Origin of the sequence: Mesorhizobium sp. M6A.T.Cr.TU.016.01.1.1, from assembly GCF_003952585.1 — a bacterium.
Taxonomy (GTDB): Bacteria; Pseudomonadota; Alphaproteobacteria; order Rhizobiales; family Rhizobiaceae; genus Mesorhizobium; species Mesorhizobium mediterraneum.
The window spans coordinates 3,329,774-3,346,977 of the sequence record NZ_CP034452.1; the positions used below are offsets into that span (position 1 = coordinate 3,329,774).

Here is a 17,204-nt window from a genome sequence, read left to right on the forward strand (position 1 = left end):
TCGGCTGACGTGTCTATAACGAGGAGAAATCATGGAATTTGCCACTTTCATTCTGGCCGCCCAGCGTGGCTATCACCAATCCTCAGAAAGCGTCATCCGCAACTCCATCGAACAGGCCGTCGCTTCGGAGCAGGCTGGGTTCAACACCGCGTGGTTTGCTGAGCACCACTTCAACAATTACAGCCTCATACCATCCCCGCTGATGATGGTGGCGCACTGCGCCGGCTTGACAAGCACGATTCGCCTGGGCACTGCCGTCTGCGTGCTGCCGCTTTACCAACCGCAGCGCCTGCTGTCCGAGATCGGCTTCGCCGACATCGTTGCGAACGGCCGTCTCGAGCTCGGCGTAGGCTTGGGATACCAGCAGTTCGAGTTCGAACGGTTCGGCGTGGACATCAATGAGGCGCCGGCCGTCTTTTCGGAATACCTGGACATCATTCTCAAGGGCCTCAACCAAAACGTCTTCGAACACGACGGCCAGTATGAGAAGATCCCCCCAACAGCGATTTCGGTCCGCACAGTCCAGCAGCCGACGCCGCCTATCTGGATCGCTGGCGGAGCCGCACGGATGGCTCGGGCCTACCGCGAGGGGCACAATTTTTTTGTCACAGCCTTCCACGACGGCTTAGAGACTTTGACCACACTGCGTGAATCAGTCGAGAGGGCGGCGGCATCCGAGGAAAAGAACGTCACCGACGTCAAGATATCGCTGCTGCGCTGCTGCTATGCCAGCCACGACGAGTTGGAGATCAACAGCTATCTCGACAATGCCCGCTTCCAGCGCCGGCTTTCTGAAGCCCTGCATCAGCGCCGCCAACAGAGCCACGATGGCTACCTGCTGCAGGAGACACCGACCCAGCAGGATCTGTCCTTCGAGACCATGCGCAAAAATTTGCCGATTGGCAGCGTAAATCGCGTGATTGATCGCCTGCTGGAAGAGATCGATATCTTGAAACCGGACCAGATCGCAGTTCAGACTCAATTGGGCGACTTCGACCAAAAGACGATGCTGCGCCAGATCGAGCTCTGGGGCGACAAGATCATCCCTGCGGTCAACAAGGCGCTTTGTCATGCCGGAAGCTGAAGCCGGCCGTTACGATGATGGCTGCCTATCCAGCGCGCAATGGCGTGGGTCCGAGCTAGGGAGGAGCTTCGATCAGCATGTGCTGCCCTGCGTACATTCACGTTCGCTTGAGGAGGTCCAGGCGGGCGAGGTGTTGGCGACGGAGGGGACAGGCCTTTCGTCTGTCGAATTGCGTGATGTCTTGGCCGCAACTTTCCCGTCTACCTCCAGCAGCGTATTCGCTTTGGAGGAGTTGAGCGAGCCCGAGCCGGAACTGGAAGAGGAACTGCTACGCCGGCTGCTGCTAGCGCATGCTGCGCCGGCCGACCCGGCGAGCGCCCGCTTGGCCAAGATCATCGCCCGGCGTGCCATGCGCATGGACCATCTTTGGCGGGATCTTGGCCTCTCAAATCGCGCTGAGCTCAGCCGCCTGCTTGCCAGACATTTTCCCGCGCTGGCGGCAGGCAACACAGAAAACATGAAATGGAAAAAGTACTTTTACCGCAAGCTGTGTGAGGCCGAAGGCTTTTCGTCATGCACTGCACCCAGTTGTCGGGAATGCCAGGACTTCGAAAGCTGCTTCGGCCCGGAGGAAGTTGAGAGTCGCCTCTCGCCGACCAGGAATGCCGGTTAGTCACTTCGCTTGATCGCAGCTGCGGACAAACGCTTATCGCGGCGCCGTCGTATGGAGGAAGGGATGTTCATCGCCTCGCGATATTTGGTGACGGTACGGCGAGCGACATCGATGCCGGTCTCCTTGAGTTGAGCAACGATGTCTTCGTCGGAATGTACCTTGTCGAGCGATTCTTCGGCTATGATTGCCTTGATCCGATGGCGGACAGCTTTGGCGGAGTGCGCGTCGCCGCCCTCGCAGGATGCGATTGGCGCAGCGAAAAAATACTTCAGCTCGAACACCCCGCGCGGAGTCAACATGTACCTGTTCGAAGTCACCCGGCTTACCGTCGACTCGTGCATGCCGATCTCGTCAGCGACATTTTTGAGACAGAGAGGCCGCAGATGGGCGGCGCCGTGTGTAAAAAAGGCATCCTGCTGGCGCACGATTTCGGTCGCAACCTTAAGGATCGTCTTAGCGCGCTGCTTGAGACTGCTGATCAGCCAGTTCCCTTTTTCCTGGCAATGGTCGAGAAACGCTTTGCCTTCCGGATTTTGCTTGGTCAGCTGCGAGATTTCGGCGACATAGGTGTGGTTGATCAACACTTTGGGCAGCGTGGCCGGATCAAGCTCCACCCGCCATCCACCTTCGGACTTGGGCATTACCCAGACGTCCGGTACGATGGTTTCCGGCGTCCCGGACTGGAACCGGTCTCCAGGCTTGGGATCGAGCGCGCGGATTTCGTTCCTCATGTCGAGGAGATCCTCCTCGTCGACTCCGCAACGCTGCTTCAATCCCTGAAAATCCCCCCGTGCAAGCATCTCGAGATTGGCGACCAAAGCTGCCATAGCCGGGTCGAACCGGTCTTGCTGGCGCAGCTGAATCTCCAGGCATTCGCTGAGAGTTCGCGCAAAAATGCCCGGCGGATCAAATTGCTGCAAGATTCCGATGACCCGTTCCACATCAGCTTGCCGAACGTTTAACCTCCTGGCCAGATCGAAAAGGTTTACCTGAAGATAGCCAGTGTCCTCCAGATGGGCGGCGAGCTGTCCGGCAATCAGCCGCTCCTGGGGGGTGAACGGGGTGAGGGCGACCTGGCGGGCGACATGGTCGTGCAATGTTTCGGTGTGGGCGGTAAACTCCTCGACGGCAGGTCGATCGTTGCCGCTACTGCGTTGCGACTTCCATTGCCCGCGCCCGCCAGACGGCCCGCCAATGGGCGATTCGCCGATTTCGCTTCTGCTTTGACTGCTCCGCTGATCCACCCCTGACAGCGGCGAATCGTCGTCAAACGGGTCAGGCTTCAAAACGGGGTTCTTCTCGAGTGCCTGCTGCACGAGCTGATGGAGTTCAGTATGCGTCAATCGCAGCAAGCGAATAGCTTCAATGGCTTGAGGCGATAAGACCATACGTTGCTTCTGGCGTTGAACCAGGCTTGCTGAGAGATGCATGTTGAACCGTAATCTGCCGAGGAGGCTCTAGTGTGTGCTTGGGTTGTGTGAGACTTTCCACTTCTGGGTCATGCCGCCGCCTTCAATTTGTCGAGAACGTTTTGCGGGGATGAAACGCCATAGGGGTCCGTCTCGCAGTTGTCACAGAAGCCTTCCTCCTCGAACCACTGCTCCACCACGCCATCGTCGATCAGAGCGGCGTATCGCCAGGAGCGCATGCCAAAGCCCAGATTGTCCTTCGCGACCAGCATGCCCATTTTGCGCGTGAACTCGCCCGACCCGTCTGGGATCAGCTCGATCTTCTGCAGCCCCAAGGACTTTCCCCACGCATTCATGACGAAAGCATCGTTGACCGAGACGCAGTAGATCGCGTCAATTCGCAGTTCCAGAAATTGATCATAGAGTTTTTCGAAATCGGGCAGTTGGAAGGTCGAGCAGGTCGGGGTGAAGGCGCCAGGCAGCGAGAACAGGATGACGCGCTTGCCCCCGAAATAATCGTCGGAGGTCTTGTTCTCCCACCGATAAGGATTTGGCCCCCCGATCGACTCATCGCGAACACGCGTGCGAAAGGTCACGAGAGGAACGTTCTTTCTATAGGTCATTGATTTGCTCTCAGGCCAAAGTGGTACGGTGCATTTTTCGGTTAAACTGAAGCGGCATCGACTTCGGTCGACAGTTCCGGCAGCCTCGCGCCTTGGCGTGGTTGCCTCGGACCGGTCTTGTGCAAGACCGCCCCCGAGCAGGCACGTTTAACGGCGACGAGCTTCCGCGGAGACGGGGAATTTTGCTCGCGTGCTTTATCGAGCTTTGAGAGGTAGGCATGGTCTGCAACCGTGATTTTGACTGCGTTCTATCGACCGAGTCGCAAGCGCCATGCCAATTGACCCGATGCCTTGAGTTCACTTCGGTTTTTGCAGCAACTTTCGTGTTGTGCAGTAATGCCGGTCGATATTATTGCTCAAGCAGCACTGGAAATTGGGTGCGACTCCGTTCGGCAAACCCGGCCTTTGTCCGAAGCCGGACACGAATGTCGCAAATAGCCAAACGCCAGGATCTGGGGCGGGTTAAGAAACGTTGCCGTGGGCACCGGCTTCAGCACAATTGCGCCACGCGAGCATGGCTCCCAGCGTCAATGCCGTGCAGCAGCGAGACGAAGTCACTGCAGAATATCAACCTCTGCGAAGTCGTTGAAACCCAGCATGTGCGAGCCGTTCGAGGCGCAGATCAAGGCATGCTCGAGGAAGAGCTCGTGCTCTCGGCAGCAAGTGTTGCGACGTCTGACAAGGATCGTCGCGCTTCAAGGAAAAGAACCTGAATGGTGCACGGCTTGTGAAGGCCGGCGCATGGAAATGGCTGGGCTGATCATCCTCCATGAGGGTTGAATGAAGAGCTGGCCCCTATCTCCCTCAGCTGCAACGGGGGGAAATAGGGCATGTCCGTCTATCGCGCTGGGTAACATTCCTCGGTGAGGCGATAAGGGGGAGCAATTTCTCATTTCGGCAGACACGACCCAGCTCTCCTTTCATGCGCTGATTCCCCCAAGGGAAATCGCGACTCCAGGCTTCCTATGCAGCGAATCGCGGTGCTGTCCGATGTCCGACAATGTCGGATGCGGATCGTAGCTGGGCTAGATCCGTCACTTTGCCTCGATGGTTTCCCACTGGCCTTATATCTGCTTCGCCCCAAATGCGGCGACATAACCTGTGCGGCATCTGTGAATGGATCGACTTCAATCGAGACCTCGGAGGTCCCGATGCGCGAAGGGAGCTTGCCGATATGACGGCCACCATAGCGAACCACGGTCCGGACGACGAGGGGACTTGGATCGGCGGGCCTGCGGCGCTGGGACACCACCGCCTGGCAATCATCGATATCCAGGGCGGCCGTCAGCCGAGGATGCTCCAGGAGGATGGCCGACCTGACTTGGTGCTCGTCTACACGGGTGAGACTTACAACTACCGCGAGCTGCGTCAACAGCTGGCCGGCCTAGTCCATCGCATGAACACGAGCAGTGACACCGAGGTGGTGCTGCACCGCCCCCGCGAGTGGGGCTCTTCGGCGGGTACACTTTTTTCACGAAATCCGTGAATGTTTCTCGCGACATCATCCCGCAATCGGTGGTGCAGCGGGTGAAGAGCCCGTATCCGGCTATCCAGAATGCCGCCTACGACAAAATACTACGTACGCGGTTCACTGTGATGCTGGACGACCTAGTGCCGGCAGTGGCACCGCTGTTGTCCGTCGACAGGTCCCGCGCTTGCTCGGTGCGACCAACAACCTTAAGCGCTAGGGCGTAACCTGACCCTGCAAGATCTCCTCACCGACTATAAGGTGCGCCTCACGATCTGAGACGATGGGACAGGATGGCTAAGGAGGTGCGCCGTCTTGCATGCCCCGCCAGCGAGGCGAACCCTCTTGGCTACGCGCGCCACCAGCGACGCTCCATATCGTCAGGCCTGCGTCTCATGCTCAGATGAGCCGGTATTTGGCTCTCTCATCAGCAAACCGAGAGAGCCCATGCCAAGACGGAAGCAAGCAAGACGAACGAGCGTCAGAGATATCCTGCGCCTGACCCATAAACAGGGCAGTCCGGTGGGCCAGGTGGCAGAGCAACTGAGGTTCGGCAAGACTTCGGCTTCCACCTATCTGCGGGCGCTGGAGACGGGCTGTCGTGCAGGCCCTGCATGCGGCTTTGAGGACGATGCGATGTTGAAACACCGTCTGTTGCGCCGAATCGGCCGTCGGCCACACGTTGGGTCGTCATCAGGTTCTCGACAGCTTCCCGGTGTCAAATCCAAACCGTGGTCGGCGATCCGTGGGAAGGCAGCGCTGATATAGCCGAACGTCGATCAAGTCACGATCAACGATTGCCTCATGTCACATGCCCTGCGGGACTGAAAAACGGAGAAGAACATGTGCGATGCAAAACTGAAGACCGTGCTTTCGCTTTTTTCGCCGGTGGCCAGCAAATTAGATGCTCTCTCGTCCAACGGACCAGCGACGGATGCAAATTGCGTTAAGCTAAATACGAACGAGAACCCGTTTCCGTTGCCGAAGAGCGTAATGCAAAGTGCAATTGCTGCGATCGAACACCAGTATCTTTATCCGGAAGACGACAATCTCAGCTTAAGGGCAGCTGCCTCCGATGCTTACGGATTTTCCAAAGATCAGGTGATTGCCGGCAACGGTTCGTCGGAGCTGCTCGGACTCATCTACAGAGCTTTCCTCGCCCCAGGAGATAGAGTGGCAATGCTGTCGCCCGGATTTTCGTTCAACCGTAAACTTGCCATGTTGCAGGGTGCCGAGTTTCTCGAAATCGCATCGAGCGAAGCTCATCCCCTGCCGATAGAAAAACTGCTGTCCGGCCCCGCAAAAGACGCGAAGTTCATTCTGTTGGCTAATCCGAACAATCCGACCGGAACATTCGTGCCGGTGGCCGAAATCGAACGCCTTGTGGAGCAAGCAGATCGCTTGATCGTCTTGGATGAGGCCTACGTTGACTTCGCACCCGACCATGCCCTGCGCCTCGTCAATAGACATCCGAATCTTTTGATCTTGAGGACTTTTTCAAAGAGCTATGCTGCCGCTGGCGTGCGAGTCGGCTTCGGTTTCGGTCACCCAGAAATCATTGGCAGGCTGCGCAACATCCAGAATGTCTTCAACATGAACGTGATCGGGCAGGCGGTCGGGAAAAGCATTCTTGCGCATCGCCACGCCTACGAAGAGAACCACAGGCACATCAAGCATGAACGACAGCGAGTGACCCTGGCGCTGTTGCAACTTGGCTTTTCCGTAACACCCTCCCACGCAAACTTTTTGCTGGCCCGTGTGCCGGCGGGACAGGAGGGCTCATGCTGGCAAGCCGCGTTGAAAGAGCAGGCGATCCTCATCGCCAGCTTTCCCGACGTAGATTTGAAGAACTGTATTCGCGTCAGCATTGGCACCACAGAGCAGATGGACAAATTCCTTGCTGCCGCCAAACGAGTCTGTATGAACTTTAAGAAGAAACGCGGTGTGCACAAGCATGAAGTCAATTCACATTAAGCATCAAGTAATAGGTGTCGATCTGTAGAAAGCTATGATGTTTAGTGAATAATAACAGGTAATTTGGAGAACAATTAATTGAAGAAAATTTCCGCTTCTGGCCTGACCTTCGGCATCTTCGATCATCTGGACGAAAACGGCGATGACATCGCACAACAATATGCAGATCGGCTGAGCCTAGCAGAAGCGTGCGATGGCTATGGCTTTTATGCGTATCATCTCGCCGAGCACCACTGTACGCCGCATGGCAGAGGTCCATCACCGAATTTGTTCTTAGCGAGCGTCGCCCAGCGAACCCGCAGTCTTCGTGTTGGTCCCATGGTAATGCTACTTGCGCTCTATCATCCGCTGCGTGCCTTCGAGGAGATCTGCATGCTTGATCAGTTGAGCGGCGGCAGGCTTGAACTCGGCATAGGGCGCGGCTCTGCTCCCACAGAATTGGGATACTTCGGGGTTGCTGTAGAAGCAGCACCAGAACAGTATGCGGAGGCCAGCGAGATTCTCATCAATGCGATGAAAGGCGGGACGCTTTCTTATCAGGGCCGCCACTTTGAGTTGAAAGACGTTCCGCTGACGTTGAGACCTCACCAATATCCCCATCCGCCGACATGGATCGCCACCAATCGACCCGAGCCGGCTAGCTGGGCCGCCGCAAATGGGGCAAACATCGCCTGCGTCGGACCTTCCACTTCTGTTCGCAGCGTTACCGACGCGTTCCGCGCCGCCCGAATTCACGATGCTGACATTGGCCAGCAAGCGCCATTTCTTGGATTGCTCCGAATGGTGGTGATAGAGCGTTCTGAAACAGATGCGTATTTGCTCGCAGCACCTGCCTATGAACGATGGCTCAAGAGCTTCAAATTTCTATACGAACTAAATGCCATTCCCACTCCACCAAACTTGCCTCTGAACTTCGATGCAGCAATTGAAAGTGAATTGTGCGTCGTGGGAACGGCAGCTTCTGTCCGAAAAGCTCTCCTTGATCAGTTGGAAGAGGCAGGTGCTAATTATCTTCTGTGTCAACTGGCATTTGGGGATTTGCCGCTGGATGCGTCCCTATACACCGCATCGACCATTCGATCCGAAATCATGGCTCGAGTTGGCGCATCGTGAAATCCGTTGCGTGATTGGAGGAGCAGCGGCAGCGCTGCTCCTCATTCCGAAACGGTTGTGGGGGCCGAACTCTTGTGTCAGGCGTAAACCACTAGAGCACGTCCTGTTTGATCCAGTTCATATCCTGCGGCTTTGAAGTAGTTGGCACATTCGGCTGGGGTGAAGAGGTCGACGACCGCGCCGACGCGTCTCATAGAGCCTTGATGGTTCTCTCGGCTTTGCTCGCAGCAGCGCCTTAAGTTTGGCGAAGGCGTTCTCAATCGGATTGAAGTCGGGACTGTAGGGCGGCAGGTAGAGCAGGCTCGCGCCTGCGGCCTCAATCGCGTCGCGCACGCCGGCGGCCTTGTGGGCGGGCTGGTTGCCCATGACGACTACGTCGCCCCGCGACAATGTCGGTGAAGGCCGTGGTCTTCCAGTGGCATGTGGCACGCCGGCGGTCGGCGGGGTGTGCCGCCCCACAAATAGAACATCAATTGTCGTGCCAACCGCGCAAGCGAAGGCCAGAAAGCCAACCTGTGTTTCTACGGCTTAATTGAGAGGCAGCCGATGTCGGCCGAACATCACCTTGTCTCGAAGTCGACGAATCCGACAGCAGGTTGCGAAAGTGCGCGCGACACGAACAAACTGCTGAAGCGCTCAACTCTTATTGATCACGCGTGTTGGACGCGACCCATTCTCGTTCCAATCGGGCTGAGCGCAAATTCTCCCGGTTCACAAAATTGCGTCGCTGGAGTAGTGGGGGCGCAGAGAAATCTCCGGTCGCAGCCTTACCCGGTCAAAACAAGGATACCAATGATGAAGACTCTCGCCGTCTGCTCTGGCGGATTGGACTCCGTTTCCCTTGCTCACATGGTGGCAGCGGAGCATGAACTCACCGGCCTTCTATCTTTCGACTATGGCCAACGGCACAGGAAGGAATTGGGCTTCGCCGCTCTTTGCGCGCAGCGACTGAAGGTCCCGCACCAGATAATCGACATCGGCGAAATCGGCCGTGGCCTTTCCGGCTCAGCGCTGACCGACGTCGTCGACGTGCCGGACGGCCACTACGCCGAAGACACGATGAAGATTACGGTGGTGCCGAACCGCAATGCCATCATGTTGGCAATCGCCTTCGGTCTCGCCGCCGCCCACAACGCCGAAGCGGTGGCGGCGGCCGTGCATGGTGGGGACCATTTCATCTATCCCGATTGCCGTCCGGCCTTCATTGAAGCTTTCCAGACAATGCAAGACCGCGCGCTCGACGGCTATGCGCAGATACGCCTCTATGCACCGTATGTGAATCTCGGAAAAGCTGACATTGTTGCGGATGGCGCAAGATACGGCACCCCGTTTGCTGAGACCTGGTCCTGTTACAAGGGCGGCGTGCGTCACTGCGGGCGATGCGGGACCTGCGTCGAGCGGCGCGAAGCGTTCCATCTCGCCGGGCACGCTGATCCCACCGACTACGAGGACGCCGATTTCTGGCTCGAGGCGCTGCGCAGGAGGCGCGCGTAATGTTCCGCATCAGCAAGGAATTCCACTTCTCGGCCTCGCATCAGCTCAACTCCTTGCCTCCCAACCATCAATGTGCGCGCCTGCACGGGCATAACTATGTCGTCGTAGTGGAGCTGTCGGCCAAGGAATTGGACGCCCACGGCTTCGTGCGCGACTATCACGATCTGGCGCCGCTCAAACGCTACATTGACGAGAGCTTCGACCATCGGCACCTCAACGACGTGCTGGGACATGAGAAGGTCACGGCGGAATGCCTGGCCAGACATTTCTATGAATGGTGCAAGGCACGTCTGCCGCAGACCGCGGCCGTGCGCGTTAGCGAAACACCGAAAACTTGGGCGGAATACCGTCCGTGACCGACATGCATCCCTTTATCCGTGTGAGCGAGATATTCGGGCCGACGATCCAGGGCGAGGGCGTGCTCATCGGCTTGCCGACGGTGTTCATCAGAACCGGCGGATGTGATTATCGCTGTTCATGGTGCGACAGCCTTCACGCGGTGGACAACCAGTATCGCCATGAATGGCTACCGATGCCGATCGATGCCGTGTGGCAAACCGTCCATGCGCTTTCCGGCGGCAGGCCGGTTATGGTCTCCTTGTCAGGCGGCAACCCGGCCATTCAGCCGTTCGGTCCCCTCATAGAACGAGGCCATCGCGAGGGCTATCGTTTTGCACTGGAAACGCAGGGTTCCGTGGTGAGGGAGTGGTTTGCGGATCTTGACGTGCTGATCCTTAGCCCAAAGCCGCCGTCCAGCGAAATGACGACCCGTTGGGCTGCGTTTGAGGCGTGCCTCGAAGCGGCGCAACAGAAGCCGCAAATCGTGCTCAAGCTCGTCGTTTTCGACGAGAGTGACTATGCCTACGCCAAAGAAGTCGCGGCGCGATATCCGCACCTTCCGATCTATCTGCAACCCGGCAATCACACGCCGCCGCGCCCCGGCAGTGAAGACGCCTCTGTCGACTTGGACGGAATAATGATGCGAATGGAATGGCTTGTCGAAAGGGTGACCAGCGACAGGTGGTTCGAAGCCCGCGTGTTGCCGCAGCTGCACGTTCTGCTTTGGGGTAACAAGAGGGCGGTCTAGTCTGCGGCTTGCGTCGCACCGGAAGGCCGGGCTCCGCCGGCTTGGCAGGCTCTCTTCGCGTGCCGAGTACAGCCGAGCTTTGTTCGCGCCAGCGGTCTCGCGATTGTGCGGCTGGAAACCGCCCGGACGCCCGCTGCCGGCGTGTGTCCTTGACTCCGATGAGCGGTCGTCACGCAAAGTTGAAATCCGCAAGAACTGGCCTTCTCGCCCCAGCTGCTTGACTGTTTCCTCCGTCGCAAGCACGTCATCCCTCTCATCCTTGTCCAGCCCTTATCGATGTATCTCATGGTCCGGCCTGACGCTCGACTGTCAGACACCAGAACGCCAAAGGGGCTGGCCCGCCGGTCAACGGCAGCTGCTAAACAGAACGGCGATGTGCATGGGAATGCATCCGTTGCTTAAATGCCTTCCATAAAGAAGATCGATTTCCTCACTGGCCCAACGATCTCATGGATTTGTTCACGCAACAGGTGAAGCCGTCCGAGATTACGGCGCAACTCGGCTCGGCTTCGTTCCGGTCGGGGCATACGCTACCCCACCGTCGGACCCTTTGCCCGCGCGTGTTCGATTGCCGCTCACTCGTCATCTTCTGGCGGTTCTAGTTTGCCAACCGAAACCTCTAGCCTCGTGGTGCACTCAATAAGGTTAGCTAGCAATTTGGCATCAATGTCTGTGTGCCCCTCGTACTCGGAGAGGTTTCGCTCGTTGTGCGCCTTTAGAAAAATCTGAATGTCAGCCTTGTCGGTTCCGACGGTATGAACGAGCGCTTGAAACACCGAAGTGCGATTGTCCGAGCGATAGCCTTCGCGGCGTAGGGCTGCCAGGGCAAGCCGATGCGCAGCTCCATATAAGAGAGTGAATTGGCTGTCGGGGTCGAGACCTTTCTGTGCGTCAGTTAAATTCTTGCGCGCGCCACCCAGCATGCCGTCATATTCGGACAGCGATGGGGGCTCACTTTTCATCAGCCCAATCTTTACGAGGTTGTCTAGTTCTTGCTTGCCCACGCTTGTAAATCTTTCTCCGAGCCGATGAGGAAAATCTTTGGAAGGGTACTTACCTTGCGGACAAACGACCCTTTCTGCGACGCCTTTCGTTGCCATTCCTCCGGCGACAGAAATGTCGGACTGACCTTTCGGCCTAGTCTCAGTTCCGCGTTTTGTGCGGCTGAATAAAGTTCAGAGAGGTTCAGGTTATCGCCGACCACCATCAAATCGATATCGCTGCGTTCTGTGTCCGTGCCTTTGGCGACTGAACCGTACACGAAGGCAGATTTGATCGAATGAAAGTGCGACAGCAATTCCCTTAGTGGCTCGGTTGGTATTTGGTTCTTAAGTGAAAAGTGCGCCGTGCTCTGCAAAGCAGGGGGGGCTGCGTTCTCAGGCCCCGCGCTAGTGCCGTCACGATGCGCCTTTAGGCGCTGGTATTCATCGACCGAAAGCAGCACAAGCCGTTCGCGGCCATTCTTGCTGATGATCACGGGTTCCGCTAGCGCCTTGTCCTGATACACCCCAAAGTTGCGCTGAAATTCAACCGAGCTAATGACCGACATAGAATTGTCCCGATAATCCGTCATATCCGTATAATACGTATCTTTTTGAAAATATCAATGATCTCGTGCTAAGGTACTGAATTATTTGCCTTCGGCGGAACCAACTCGTAGACGGGCTATGAAAGGTTAAGCGCGGATGTCTATCGGCCGCCGGCGTTCCCGCTCCGCAAGCCTGCCTGAACTATTCCGCGCGGCGGTCAAGCCCCAGGCTCCTGCTCATCCAGCGACCGCCCGATCAATAGCAGGCCGGAAAGACAATAGCCGACGTCTTCCGATGGTCTCGCCATCAGCTTTGGGCTAGCTCCCCATTATCCCGCTTCGAGCTCGACACAGGGCGGTTTCGATGGCGCACGACAATCTGTGTCGGCTTTGTCGTGTCCGTGACAGAGGCCTGAAAGGCCCGCTCGCGCGTTTTGCCGCCGTCTAAGTGGCTGGAATTTAATAACAAAGTTTCTTCTCGGATCGGCCGATCACGCTGGTACGCTTTTTGCGATGCTTGGTGTGAGGCGGCACGAGCTGCCTATCGGCACTTGTGTCGCGGGCAGTCGCGATGATTAGAACGAAGGAAGGAAAGCTATTATGTCAGGTCTGCGTCAGATCGCCTTTTACGGCAAAGGCGGCATCGGCAAGTCCACCACCTCCCAAAATACGCTCGCCGCCCTTGTCGACCTCGGGCAGAGAATCCTCATCGTAGGATGCGACCCCAAAGCCGATTCCACACGCTTGATCCTGAATTCGAAAGCTCAGGATACCGTCCTGGATCTCGCCGCACAGGAAGGTTCGGTGGAAGACCTCGAACTCCAGGACGTGCTCAAGGTCGGCTACAGAGGCATCAAGTGCGTGGAGTCCGGCGGCCCCGAGCCGGGTGTCGGTTGCGCCGGCCGCGGCGTCATCACCTCGATCAATTTCCTCGAGGAGAATGGCGCTTATGACGATGTCGATTATGTCTCCTATGACGTCCTCGGCGACGTGGTATGCGGCGGCTTCGCCATGCCGATCCGCGAAGGCAAGGCCCAGGAGATCTACATCGTCATGTCCGGCGAGATGATGGCGCTCTATGCCGCCAACAACATCGCCAAGGGCATCCTCAAATATGCCCATTCGGGCGGTGTGCGGCTGGGCGGGCTGATCTGCAATGAACGTCAAACCGACCGTGAACTCGATCTGGCCGAAGCACTGGCTGGCCGATTGAATTCCAAGCTCATCCACTTCGTGCCCCGCGACAACATCGTCCAGCATGCCGAACTCAGGAAGATGTCGGTGATCCAGTACGCGCCGGACTCCAAGCAGGCAGGGGAATACCGCGCTCTGGCCGAGAAGATCCACGCCAATTCGGGCCAGGGTACGATCCCGACGCCGATCACCATGGAGGAGCTGGAGGAGATGCTGCTCGACTTCGGCATCATGAAGACCGACGAGCAGATGCTTGCCGAGCTTCACTCCAAGGAAGCGGCGAAGGCGGCGGCCCAGTAGTGACATTAGCGCTGCCATGAATCGGCGCGCCTTGCAGAGAACGGCGCCTATTCGTTGAGGCGTCACCCAACCTTGAAAGGGGACTCATGAGCCGGGAATACGAGAATGACGGTGCTCTTCATGCGAAGCTTATCGAAGAGGTGCTGTCGCATTATCCCGACAAGGCGGCGAAGCGCCGCAAGAAGCACCTCAACGTCGCAAAGAGCGGCAACGAGGCTGGCGGGGAAAGCGAGGTCCTTTCCGAATGCGACGTCAAATCGAACATCAAGTCCATTCCCGGGGTGATGACGATTCGCGGCTGTGCATATGCGGGTTCGAAAGGCGTGGTGTGGGGGCCAGTCAAGGATATGGTCCATATCTCGCACGGCCCGGTCGGCTGCGGCCAATATTCTTGGTCGCAGCGCCGCAACTACTACGTCGGTACGACGGGCGTCGACACGTTCGGGACAATGCAGTTCACCTCCGATTTCCAGGAGAAGGACATCGTCTTCGGCGGCGACAAGAAGCTGGAACAGATCATTGACGAGATTGAAGTCTTGTTTCCGCTCAACAACGGCATCACCGTGCAGTCCGAATGCCCTATCGGCCTGATTGGCGATGACACCGAGGCCGTTTCTCGCAAAAAGACCAAGGAGTATGACAAGACGATCGTGCCGGTACGCTGCGAGGGCTTCCGCGGCGTCTCGCAGTCGCTTGGCCACCACATCGCCAATGATGCAATCCGGGATTGGGTCTTCGACAAAAAGGATGTCAAGTTCGAGGCCGGCCCCTACGACGTCAACGTCATCGGCGACTACAATATCGGCGGCGATGCCTGGGCCTCGCGCATACTGCTTGAGGAGATAGGGCTGCGCGTGGTTGGCAACTGGTCGGGTGACGCCACACTCGCAGAGATCGAGCGCGCCCCGAAGGCTAAGCTCAATCTTATCCACTGCTACCGGTCGATGAATTACATCTGTCGGCATATGGAGGAAAAGTATGGCGTCGCCTGGATGGAGTACAATTTCTTCGGTCCCTCCCAGATCGAAGCCTCTCTGCGCAACATAGCCAAGCATTTTGGGCCGGAAATCGAGGAGAAGACCGAAAAGGTCATTGCCAAGTACAGGCCGCTTGTTGATGCGGTCATCGCCAAGTACCTGTCGCGCCTGGAAGGAAATACCGTGATGCTCTATGTCGGCGGCCTGCGCCCCCGCCACGTCGTCACGGCCTACGAGGACCTCGGCATGGTCATCGTGGGCACCGGCTATGAATTCGCCCACAGCGACGACTATCAGCGCACCGGCCACTACGTGAAGAACGGCACGCTGATCTACGATGACGTGACCGGCTATGAGTTGGAGAAATTCATCGAAGGGATTCGCCCAAATCTGGTCGGCTCGGGAATCAAAGAAAAATACCCGGTGCAGAAGATGGGCATACCGTTCCGCCAGATGCATTCCTGGGATTATTCAGGCCCGTATCACGGCTACGATGGCTTTGCCATTTTCGCACGTGATGTGGATCTCGCCATTAACAACCCGGTCTGGGACCTATTCCACGCGCCTTGGAAAAGAAGCCGGGGCGATGAGCGGGCGATGGCTGCCGAATAAACATTTGCTTCAGCCCCAGTCTCCCACTGAGACGGTGAACTCCCGCGGCCTCTGATCCGCCGGAGCCTGGAACGTCTTGACGTCCTGAGCTGCCGTCCCGCGCAGCCAGATGCAAAAGAGGTAATCATCATGCCGCAGTCGGCTGAAAAAATTCTCGATCACGCTCCCCTGTTCCGCGAGCCGGAATACAGAAAGATGCTCGCTGAGAAGAAGCTAAACTTCGAATGTCCGCACCCCGATGAAATCGTTTCCGATCAGCGCGATTTCACCCAGACGTGGGAATACCGCGAAAAGAACCTCGCCCGCAAAGCGCTTGTCGTGAACCCGGCCAAGGCCTGCCAGCCGCTGGGTGCGGTATTCGCTGCCGCCGGCTTCGAGCGAACCATGTCCTTCGTCCACGGCAGCCAAGGTTGCGTCGCCTATTACCGCTCGCACCTGTCGCGCCATTTCAAGGAGCCTGCCGCGGCGGTCTCCTCCTCAATGACCGAGGATGCGGCGGTGTTTGGCGGCCTGAAGAACATGGTCGACGGGCTCGCCAACACCTACCAGCTCTACGACCCCAAGATGATTGCCGTGTCGACGACCTGTATGGCAGAGGTCATTGGCGACGACCTGCACAGCTTCATCCAGAACGCCAAGGACGAAGATTCAGTCCCGCGCGACTTCGACGTGCCCTTTGCCCACACCCCGGCCTTCGTTGGCAGTCATGTCGACGGCTATGACAACATGGTCAAAGGCATTTTGGAGCACTTCTGGAAAGGTCAGGAGCGTACGCAAATCGAAGGAACCATCAACATCATTCCGGGCTTCGACGGCTTCTGCGTCGGCAACAACCGGGAGCTCAAGCGCCTGCTCGATGTAATGGGCGTGTCCTATACATTGATCCAGGATGCCTCTGACCAGTTCGATACGCCTTCGGACGGTGAATACCGCATGTATGACGGGGGCACGAAGATCAACGAGGTGAAGAAGGCCCTCAACGCCGAGGCAACGCTTTCGCTGCAGCATCACAACACCCGAAAGACACTGGGCTATTGCGAGGAGGTCGGGCAGGCGACGGCCTCGTTCCACTATCCGCTCGGCGTTCAGGCGACGGACGAATTCCTGATGGAGGTCGCGGCGATTTCCGGCAAGGAGATTCCCGAGGCAATTCGCCTCGAGCGCGGCCGACTGGTAGACGCCATGGCGGACAGCCAATCCTGGTTGCATGGTAAGAAATACGCCATCTACGGTGATCCCGACTTCGTTCACGCAATGGCCCGCTTTGTCATGGAGACCGGCGGCGAGCCAACCCATTGCCTCGCCACCAATGGCACCTCGGCATGGGAAGCCGATTTGAAGAAGCTGCTAGCATCCTCGCCTTTCGGCAAGGCTGCCCAGGTTTGGGCGGGCAAGGACCTGTGGGCGCTGCGCTCACTGCTCTTTACCGAGCCGGTGGACCTTTTGATCGGCAATTCCTACGGCAAGTACCTGGAGCGCGACACCGGAACACCGCTGATCCGGCTGATGTTTCCGATCTTCGATCGGCACCATCATCACCGCTTTGCGCTCTTTGGCTACCAGGGAGCGTTGCGCGTGCTGACGACGATCCTCGACAAGATCTTCGACAAACTCGATCGCGAGACGAGCGAGACGGGTGTGACGGATTATTCCTATGACCTCACGCGCTAAGAGCCGTGGCCGGCTTTTCGCCGAGGCCATTTCTTGCCCAATGGACTGGGGAGGCTG

Annotated in this window: 15 protein-coding genes and 1 pseudogene; 11 read left to right on the forward strand and 5 right to left on the reverse strand. The window is 57.6% G+C overall.

The genetic code is table 11. The annotated features are described in order from the left end of the window. Positions 1–31 precede the first annotated feature (31 nt). Both EJ075_RS16050 and EJ075_RS16055 read left to right on the forward strand, forming a co-directional pair. Positions 32–1,084: an LLM class flavin-dependent oxidoreductase gene (locus EJ075_RS16050; RefSeq protein WP_126104978.1), complete on the forward strand. Its 1,053-nt coding sequence runs from the start codon at positions 32–34 to the stop codon at positions 1,082–1,084. Further along, positions 1,071–1,697 (forward strand): nitrogen fixation protein NifQ, encoded by a 627-nt coding sequence (locus tag EJ075_RS16055; protein WP_126104979.1) that lies wholly within the window; start codon positions 1,071–1,073, stop codon positions 1,695–1,697. The genes EJ075_RS16050 and EJ075_RS16055 overlap by 14 nt, the downstream gene beginning before the upstream one ends. On the opposite strand, the gene rpoN is transcribed toward EJ075_RS16055, so the two are convergent. Beyond that, entirely contained in the window at positions 1,694–3,127 is a 1,434-nt protein-coding gene (rpoN, locus tag EJ075_RS16060; protein ID WP_126104980.1) for an RNA polymerase factor sigma-54, read from the reverse strand. The genes EJ075_RS16055 and rpoN overlap by 4 nt on opposite strands. Before the next feature lie 68 nt (positions 3,128–3,195). After that, entirely contained in the window at positions 3,196–3,729 is a 534-nt protein-coding gene (locus EJ075_RS16065; protein ID WP_126104981.1) for a peroxiredoxin, read from the reverse strand. A 1,174-nt stretch (positions 3,730–4,903) separates the two neighbouring features. Here EJ075_RS16065 and EJ075_RS16070 point away from each other — a divergent pair. From EJ075_RS16070 to EJ075_RS16080, 3 genes are all read left to right on the forward strand, one after another. After that, positions 4,904–5,215, forward strand: coding sequence for a hypothetical protein (locus EJ075_RS16070; protein WP_206437555.1), 312 nt, complete (start codon positions 4,904–4,906; stop codon positions 5,213–5,215). Between the two features lie 825 nt (positions 5,216–6,040). After that, positions 6,041–7,171: a histidinol-phosphate transaminase gene (gene hisC / locus EJ075_RS16075; protein ID WP_126104982.1), complete on the forward strand. Its 1,131-nt coding sequence runs from the start codon at positions 6,041–6,043 to the stop codon at positions 7,169–7,171. Between the two features lie 78 nt (positions 7,172–7,249). Next, positions 7,250–8,284: an LLM class flavin-dependent oxidoreductase gene (locus tag EJ075_RS16080; protein ID WP_126104983.1), complete on the forward strand. Its 1,035-nt coding sequence runs from the start codon at positions 7,250–7,252 to the stop codon at positions 8,282–8,284. Between the two features lie 77 nt (positions 8,285–8,361). Here EJ075_RS16080 and EJ075_RS16085 read toward each other — a convergent pair. Continuing rightward, positions 8,362–8,680: pseudogene (locus tag EJ075_RS16085) on the reverse strand (transposase); the annotation flags it as partial. Between the two features lie 399 nt (positions 8,681–9,079). Here EJ075_RS16085 and queC point away from each other — a divergent pair. From queC to queE, 3 genes are read left to right on the forward strand one after another with little or no spacing between them, the layout of a single operon-like run. After that, positions 9,080–9,778, forward strand: coding sequence for a 7-cyano-7-deazaguanine synthase QueC (queC, locus tag EJ075_RS16090; RefSeq protein WP_126107348.1), 699 nt, complete (start codon positions 9,080–9,082; stop codon positions 9,776–9,778). Continuing rightward, on the forward strand, positions 9,778–10,134 hold the full coding sequence (gene queD / locus EJ075_RS16095; protein ID WP_126104984.1) for a 6-carboxytetrahydropterin synthase QueD: 357 nt from the start codon (positions 9,778–9,780) through the stop codon (positions 10,132–10,134). The genes queC and queD overlap by 1 nt, the downstream gene beginning before the upstream one ends. Before the next feature lie 5 nt (positions 10,135–10,139). Further along, positions 10,140–10,865 (forward strand): 7-carboxy-7-deazaguanine synthase QueE, encoded by a 726-nt coding sequence (gene queE, locus EJ075_RS16100; protein ID WP_164547284.1) that lies wholly within the window; start codon positions 10,140–10,142, stop codon positions 10,863–10,865. 575 nt (positions 10,866–11,440) lie between these two features. Here the strand turns inward: queE and EJ075_RS16105 are convergent. Next, positions 11,441–11,869, reverse strand: coding sequence for a hypothetical protein (locus EJ075_RS16105; protein WP_029356531.1), 429 nt, complete (start codon positions 11,867–11,869; stop codon positions 11,441–11,443). Then, positions 11,851–12,414, reverse strand: coding sequence for a type II toxin-antitoxin system prevent-host-death family antitoxin (locus EJ075_RS16110; RefSeq protein WP_240992587.1), 564 nt, complete (start codon positions 12,412–12,414; stop codon positions 11,851–11,853). Before EJ075_RS16110 ends, EJ075_RS16105 begins: the two co-directional genes overlap by 19 nt. A gap of 579 nt (positions 12,415–12,993) precedes the next feature. Here EJ075_RS16110 and nifH point away from each other — a divergent pair. The 3 genes from nifH to nifK all read left to right on the forward strand — a co-directional run bounded on the left by nifH (position 12,994) and on the right by nifK (position 17,147). After that, positions 12,994–13,887: a nitrogenase iron protein gene (gene nifH, locus EJ075_RS16115; protein WP_024505261.1), complete on the forward strand. Its 894-nt coding sequence runs from the start codon at positions 12,994–12,996 to the stop codon at positions 13,885–13,887. 86 nt (positions 13,888–13,973) lie between these two features. Then, positions 13,974–15,476, forward strand: coding sequence for a nitrogenase molybdenum-iron protein alpha chain (gene nifD / locus EJ075_RS16120; protein WP_024505262.1), 1,503 nt, complete (start codon positions 13,974–13,976; stop codon positions 15,474–15,476). Between the two features lie 129 nt (positions 15,477–15,605). Then, on the forward strand, positions 15,606–17,147 hold the full coding sequence (nifK, locus tag EJ075_RS16125; RefSeq protein WP_024505263.1) for a nitrogenase molybdenum-iron protein subunit beta: 1,542 nt from the start codon (positions 15,606–15,608) through the stop codon (positions 17,145–17,147). Positions 17,148–17,204: the final 57 nt, after the last annotated feature.